The organism is Nocardia sp. NPDC058497 (assembly GCF_042720195.1).
Classification (GTDB): domain Bacteria; phylum Actinomycetota; class Actinomycetes; order Mycobacteriales; family Mycobacteriaceae; genus Nocardia.
In genome coordinates, this window is record NZ_JBHXMY010000197.1 from 2,682 (window position 1) to 9,984 (window position 7,303).

Here is a 7,303-nt window from a genome sequence, read left to right on the forward strand (position 1 = left end):
TCCCTCACACTCCCAAAATATCTTTCACTCTGTCCACACCCCCCCCCCCCCACCGGGGGGGCGCGCCCTTTCTCATGCCCTCATCCCCCGAAGACCCGCTCCACCACCGCTTTCGCGCGACGGGTGATGCGCATGTAGTTGTCGAGGAACTCGCTGCCGTCGTCGGTGGGCCAGCCCGCCACGCGCGCGACCGCCGACAACAGCCTGCCCGGACCGGGCAGCTGATCGGTGGGCTTGCCCTTCACCAGCACAAGGGCATTGCGGGCCGCGGTGGCGGTGATCCACGATTCACGCAGCAGCGCAACGTCTTCGGGCTCCAGGATGCCTTCGGCCTCGATGACGTCGAGCGATTGCAGCGTCGAGGTGTTGTGCAGGGCGGGCACCTCGTGGGCGTGGCGCAACTGCAGTAGCTGCACGGTCCATTCGATGTCGGCGAGGCCGCCGCGACCCAGTTTGGTGTGCGTGGCGGGGTTGGCGCCCCTCGGCAGCCGCTCGGCGTCGACGCGGGCCTTGATGCGGCGGATCTCGCGGACCGCGTCGGCCGACACCCCACCCGCCGGGTACCGGATCGGGTCGATGACGTGCAGGAATCGCACGCCAAGGTCCTGATCGCCCGCCACCTGGTGCGCGCGCAGCAGCGCCTGTACCTCCCACGGCTGGGCCCATTGGTCGTAGTAGGCCTGATAGGCCGCCAAGGTGCGGACGAGGGCGCCGTTGCGTCCCTCGGGCCGCAATCCGGCGTCGACCTGCAGCGGCGGATCGGTGCTCGGCGCACCCAGCAGTCGCTGCACCTTCTCGGCGATGCCGACGGCCCACTTCACGGCGGTGGTCTCGTCCTCGCCGGGTCGCGGGTCGCAGACGAACAGCACATCGGCGTCGGAGCCGTAGCCGAGCTCCATGCCGCCGAGCCTGCCCATGCCGATCACCGCGAGGTCGGCGGGCGCGGGTGCGCCCCGCTCGGCCTCGGAGGCCCGGATGACCGCGCCGAGCGAGGCCTCGAGCACCGCCACCCACACCGAGGACAGCGCGGCGCACACCTGCGGCACGTCGAGCATGCCGAGCAGATCGGCCGAGGCGACGCGCGCCAGTTCGTGCCTGCGCAGCGAACGGGCAGCCGCGACAGCGCGATTCGGGTCGTCGTAGCGGGCCGCGGCGGTCTGGATGCCGCGGGCGACGTCCTCCGGTTGCGGGCCGAGCAGCTGCGGGCCGCCCGGTCCGTCGGCGTACATGCGAATCGTTTCGGGGGCGTTGATCAGCAGGTCGGGCAGGTATTCCGAGGAGCCGAGCACGATCATCAGGCGCTGGGCGATGGCCCCTTCGTCGCGCAGTTCGCGCAGGAACCAGATCTGGTCGTCGAGGCCCTCGGAGACCCGGCGGTACGCGAGCAGGCCCGCGTCGGGATTCGGTGTGTCGCCGAGCCATTCGAGCAGGGTCGGCAGCAGCAGTGCCTGGATGCGGCCCTTGCGCGAGACACCGCCGGTGAGCGCCTTGAGGTGCCCGAGCGCGTTGGCGGGGGCGCCGTAGCCGAGGGCGGCGAGCTGGCGGACGGCGGCGTCGGGGCTCAACCGCAGCGCGTCGGAGTCGAGCCGGGCGACCGCATCGAGCAGCGGACGGTAGAACAGCTTGGCGTGCAGGCGCCGCACCCGCAGGGAATTGCGGCGGATGTCGGTCTCGAGCACGCCGACCGCGTCCTGGCGGCCGTCCGGGCGGATGTGGGCGGCGCGGGCCAGCCAGCGCATGCCCTCCTCGTCGTCGGCGGCGGGCAGGGTGTGGGTGCGCTTGAGCCGCTGCAACTGCAGGCGGTGCTCGAGCAGACGCAGGAATTCGTAGGAGGCGGTGAGGTTGGCGGCGTCGTCACGGCCGACGTACCCGCCCGCCGCCAGCGCGGTGAGCGCCTCGACGGTGTTGGTGGCGTGCAGCGAATCGTCGACCCGCCCGTGCACCAATTGCAGGAGTTGCACGGCGAATTCGACATCGCGCAGGCTGCCCGCGCCGAGTTTGAGTTCGCGCTCGCGCAGGTCGGCGGGGACCAGGTCTTCCACCCGGCGGCGCATCGCCTGCACGTCGGCGACGAAGTCGGGGCGTTCCGAGGCGGTCCACACCATCGGCATCAGCGCGTCGCGGTACTGCTGTCCGAGCTCCAGATCGCCGGTCATCGGCCGGTTCTTCAGCAGTGCCTGGAACTCCCAGGTGCGGGCCCAGCGCTTGTAGTAGGCGAGGTGGGAGTCGAGCGTGCGCACCAGCGCGCCCGCCTTGCCCTCGGGACGCAGCGCGGCGTCGACCTCGAAGAAGGCCGAGCTGGCGACGCTCATCATCTCCGCCGCCAGCCGGGTGGCGGTCGCGTCGGCCGGTTCGGCGACGAACACCACGTCGACGTCGCTGACGTAGTTCAGTTCGCGCGCACCGCATTTGCCCATCGCGAGCACCGCCAGGCGCACCGGCAGCGGACCGTTCTTGCACACCCGCGCGACGGCGACCGACAGTGCCGCGGTGAGTGCGGCGTCGGCCAGATCCGACAGGTGCCTGCCGACCACCTGATACGGCGGCACCGGCTCGTTCTCGACGGTGGAGGCCAGGTCGACCGCCGCCAGCAGCATCAGCTGATCGCGATACCTGCCGCGCAGCAACGCGATCGCCTCCGGCCCGGCGATCCCGGCCCGGAACAGCATCGGCCCGGCATTGGGCCCGGTCTCGGGTGTCGCGTCGACCGCGTCGAGCAGGTCGGCGATCAGCTCGTCGCGTTCGGGAATCCGGTTCTCTCGCAGGATCTTCCACGCGGTGGGCGCGGCGACGAGATGGTCACCGAACGCGGTCGACGAGCCGAGCAGCCCGAACAGCCTGCCGCGCAGCGTGGTGTCGGAGCGGATCACCGAATCCAGTTCGGCCCAGTCGTTTCCGAGCGACTCGCGCAGCCGCACGAGGGTTGACAGCGCCAGGTCGGCATCGGGGGAACGCGACAGCGCCCAGAGCACGGGCACGCCGTCGACATTGTCCCAGCCGAGCTGGTGCAGGGAATCCGCCGCGGTGGGCTCGAGCAAGCCGAGCCTGCCGACGCCGGGAACAGCGGAGCGGGCAGTCGGTGGCCGGACCATGTCCTAAAAGTACAGGGTCCCGGCATCGACTGCGTCACGCCCGGCGCGCCGGACGTGTGTCACAGGCTGAGGTATTCCTCGAGCTCCCACGGCGTCACCTGGCCGCGGTAATCGGCCCATTCCCGGCGCTTGTTGCGCAGGAAGAAGTCGAAGACGTGCTCTCCGAGCGTCTCGGCGACCAGCTCCGATCGCTCCATCGCCTGCAGCGCCTCGTCGAGGGTGCCTGGCAGCGAGCGGAAGCCCATGGCGCGACGCTCGGCGTCGGTCAGCGCCCACACGTCATCCTCGGCCTCGGGCGGCAGGTTGTAGCCCTTCTCGATGCCGCGCAGACCGGCAGCGAGCAGCACCGCGAAGGTCAGGTACGGGTTGCAGGCCGAATCTGGGCTGCGGATCTCGACGCGTCGCGACGAGGACTTGTTCGGCGTGTACATCGGCACGCGCACCAGTGCGGAGCGGTTGGATCGGCCCCAGGAGGCCGCCGTCGGCGCCTCGCCACCGTGGATGAGTCGCTTGTAGGAGTTCACCCACTGGTTGCTGATCGCGCTGATCTCGGGGGCGTGCTCGAGGATGCCGGCGATGAACGAGCGCGCCGTCGAGGACAGGTTCTCCGGGTCGTCGGCGTCGGCGAAGGCGTTGGACTCGCCCTCGAACAGGCTCATGTGGGTGTGCATGGCCGAGCCCGGGTACTTGGCGAACGGCTTGGGCATGAACGTGGCGCGCACGCCCTCGTCGATCGCGACCTCCTTGATGAGGTAGCGGAAGGTCATCACGTTGTCGGCCATCGACAGCGCGTCGGCGTAGCGCAGGTCGATCTCCTGCTGACCGGGGGCGCCCTCGTGGTGGCTGAACTCCACCGAGATGCCCATCGACTCGAGCGCGTCGATGGCGTGGCGGCGGAAGTTGGGGGCCGAGTCGTGCACGGCCTGGTCGAAGAAGCCGCCGTTGTCGGCGGGCACCGGCTCGCCGTTGCGCAGGCCGTTCTCCAGCAGGAAGAATTCGATCTCGGGGTGCACGTAGCAGCTGAAGCCGACGTCGGCGGCCTTGTTGAGCTGACGGCGCAGCACGTGGCGCGGGTCGGCCCACGACGGCGAACCGTCGGGCATGGTGATGTCGCAGAACATGCGGGCGGAATGCTGATGGCCCTTGGAGGTGGCCCAGGGCAGCACCTGGAAGGTCGACGGATCGGGCCGCGCGACCATGTCCGCCTCGGACACGCGCGCGAAGCCTTCGATGGCCGAACCGTCGAAGCCGATGCCCTCTTCGAAAGCGCCCTCCAGCTCGGCGGGCGCGATGGCGACGGACTTCAGATAGCCCAGCACGTCGGTGAACCAGAGACGCACGAAGCGGATGTCCCGCTCTTCGAGCGTCCGCAGCACGAATTCCTTCTGGCGATCCATACCGGCGAGCGTAAGCACCTGGCGTTAAATCCGTGTTACATACACGCTCGCGTTGTGCGATCTCGTCACATCCTTCGCACAACTCACCGGGCCTGACGGGGCGCGGTGCGCCGCGGTACCGATCAGCAGGTGAGGCCGGCGCCGGGCGCGGCGAGGTCGACCAGATAGTTGATCACCGCGTCGTCGACACAGCGGTCGCCCGCGACCAGGGCCGCGGTGTGCCGATTGCCGCGGAAGGTGATCAGCTCGGCGCCCAGCTGCGCGGCCAGGTCGACACCGGCCTGGTACGGCGTCGCGGGGTCGTCGGTGGTGGAGACGACGACCGTGGTCGGCAGGCCCGGCGCCGACACCCGGTGCGGTGTGCTGGTGTTGGGCACCGGCCAGGCGGCGCACAGTTCCAGCGGTGCGGCGCCGGTGCCCTTGCCGTCGTCGAGGAAGGGCGCTGCCTTGCGGTACTCGGTGTCCTGGCGGGCGACGACCGCGGGATCGGTGATCCGGGGATCGTCGACGCAGCGGATGGCGTTGAAGGCGTCCTGGATGTTGGCGTAGGTGCCGTCCTCGCGGCGGCCGTCGTACATGTCGGCCAGCTGCAGCAGGGTGTCGCCGCGTCCGTCGCGCAGTTCGGTCAGGCCCTCGCTGAGGATGCTCCACAGGTCGTCGGAGTAGAGGGCCTGCTGGACGCCGGTGATCGCGTCGTTGTAGCTGAGCCCGCGCGGGTCGGTCGTCGCGGCGGGTGTGGTCTCCAGCGGGGCGACCAGTGCGCGGAACCGGGCCACCGACCGGTCCGGATCGGTGCCGAGCGGGCAGTCTGCGCTCTGCGCGCACTCGGCGGCGTAGGCGTTGAACACGCCTTGGAATCCCGCGGCCTGGCGCAGCGATTCCTGCACCGGGTCCTGTGAGGAGTCCACCGCGCCGTCGAGCACGAGGGCGCGCACGTTCTGCGGGAACTTCTCGGCGTAGGCCGAGCCGAGCCGGGTGCCGTAGGAGTAGCCGAGGTAGCTCAGCTTCGGATCGCCGAGCACCGCGCGCATCACATCCATGTCCTGGACGACCTCGCGGGTGCCGACATGGGTGAGCAGCTCGGTGCCGCTGCGCTCGACACAGCGGTCGGCGTACTCCCGGTTGTCGGCCTCGGCCTCGGCGATGCCCGCCGGGGTGTTGTCGGTCGGCGGCTCCGCGCGTTCGGCGTCGGCCTGCTGCGGGGTCAGGCACACGATCGCGGGCAGCGAGGACCCGACGCCGCGCGGATCGAAGCCGACCCGGTCGAACCTGTCGGCCAATTCGGTGCGGTTGCCGACGGTGACCATCGACAACCCGGAGACGCCGGGTCCACCGGGGTTCATCAGCAGCGAGCCGATCTTGGCGCCGGTGGCCGGAATCCGCGACAGCGCGATCTGGGCGGTCGGGCCGTCCGGGCGGGCGTAGTCGACGGGCACGGTGATCCGCGCGCATTCGGTCTTGGGCGGCAGCCGGTCCTCCGGACTGCCGAAGCCCTCGCACGAACCCCATTCCAGGGGCTGCTCATAGAACTGGGCCAGACCGTCGGGCGGCGGCGGCAGCTCGACGCGGGGCGCGCTGGTCTCGGCGCTGGTGCATCCGGAGACGATCAGCGCGCACAGAGCGCCGACGAGCACGAGCCTGCCACGCTGCACGGTGGGCCCACCTTTCCGCGCCGCACGGCGCACAACTCGATGCGCCCGAATGGGCTCGCTATTCACGGTAGCCCAACCACCGCTGTGACCGATCACACCGGCACCAGCCCTTAAAGCGGCTCGGTCCGGGGTGGCACACTGGATTCGTCAGAAAAACCCGGGGACCCGGTACGGGCCTCGAGGAACCAGACGAAAGGGACGATGATGTCCGTATCCGATGAGCAGACCCCTGCCTACGGTGCCGCTCCCGCAGCCGAAGCCAAGCCCCGCCGCAAGACCCGCGTCCAGCATCTGCAGCAGATGAAGGCCGACGGCGAGCGCTGGTCGATGCTGACGGCCTACGACTACTCCTCCGCGCGCCTCTTCGAGGAAGCGGGCATTCCGGTCCTGCTGGTCGGCGATTCCGCCGCCAACGTCGTGTACGGCTACGACACCACCGTCCCGATCACCGTCGACGAACTGATCCCCCTGGTGCGCGGCGTCGTCCGTGGCGCGCCGCACGCGCTGGTCGTCGCCGACCTGCCGTTCGGCACCTACGAGTCCTCGCCGCAGCAGGCGCTGGCGACCGCCACCCGGTTCATGAAAGAGGGCGGCGCGCACGCGGTCAAGCTCGAGGGCGGCGAACGGGTCGCCGAGCAGATCGCGCTGATCACCGCGGCGGGCATTCCGGTGATGGCGCACATCGGATTCACCCCGCAAAGCGTCAACACCCTCGGCGGGTTCCGGGTGCAGGGCCGCGGCGACGGCGCCGAGCAGCTCATCGCGGATGCGATCGCCGTGCAGGAAGCGGGCGCGTTCTCCGTCGTCATGGAGATGGTGCCGGCCGAGCTGGCCGGCCAGGTCACCCACAAGCTGACCATCCCGACCGTCGGCATCGGCGCGGGCGCCGACTGCGACGCGCAGGTGCTGGTCTGGCAGGACATGGCCGGCTACACCAGTGGCAAGACCGCCAAGTTCGTCAAGCGCTTCGGCAATGTCGGCGACGAGCTGCGTTCGGCGGCAGCCGCATACGCCGACGAGGTCGCTCGGGGTGTCTTCCCCGGGCCCGAGCACAGCTTCTGAGTTTCTGGAGCGCTGGCGCGCTCGAGGTCGCGGCCCCTCCTGTCCCGCCGATCAGGCACCGTTGCTTGCTCCTTCGTCGCCTACGCAACGGCACCTGATC

At 70.1% G+C, this 7,303-nt stretch carries 4 protein-coding genes; 1 reads left to right on the forward strand and 3 read right to left on the reverse strand.

The features are described 5' to 3' along the window. Nucleotides 1-80 precede the first annotated feature (80 nt). From ACFWPJ_RS15520 to ACFWPJ_RS15530, 3 genes are all read right to left on the reverse strand, one after another. On the reverse strand, nucleotides 81-3,092 hold the full coding sequence (locus ACFWPJ_RS15520; protein WP_378851698.1) for a bifunctional [glutamine synthetase] adenylyltransferase/[glutamine synthetase]-adenylyl-L-tyrosine phosphorylase: 3,012 nt from the start codon (nucleotides 3,090-3,092) through the stop codon (nucleotides 81-83). A 59-nt stretch (nucleotides 3,093-3,151) separates the two neighbouring features. Continuing rightward, entirely contained in the window at nucleotides 3,152-4,489 is a 1,338-nt protein-coding gene (glnA, locus tag ACFWPJ_RS15525; RefSeq protein WP_378851701.1) for a type I glutamate--ammonia ligase, read from the reverse strand. A gap of 122 nt (nucleotides 4,490-4,611) precedes the next feature. After that, nucleotides 4,612-6,141: an alpha/beta hydrolase gene (locus ACFWPJ_RS15530; RefSeq protein WP_378851704.1), complete on the reverse strand. Its 1,530-nt coding sequence runs from the start codon at nucleotides 6,139-6,141 to the stop codon at nucleotides 4,612-4,614. 204 nt (nucleotides 6,142-6,345) lie between these two features. On the opposite strand from ACFWPJ_RS15530, the gene panB reads away from it, so the two are divergent. Continuing rightward, entirely contained in the window at nucleotides 6,346-7,203 is an 858-nt protein-coding gene (gene panB / locus ACFWPJ_RS15535; protein ID WP_378851707.1) for a 3-methyl-2-oxobutanoate hydroxymethyltransferase, read from the forward strand. Nucleotides 7,204-7,303 lie beyond the last annotated feature (100 nt).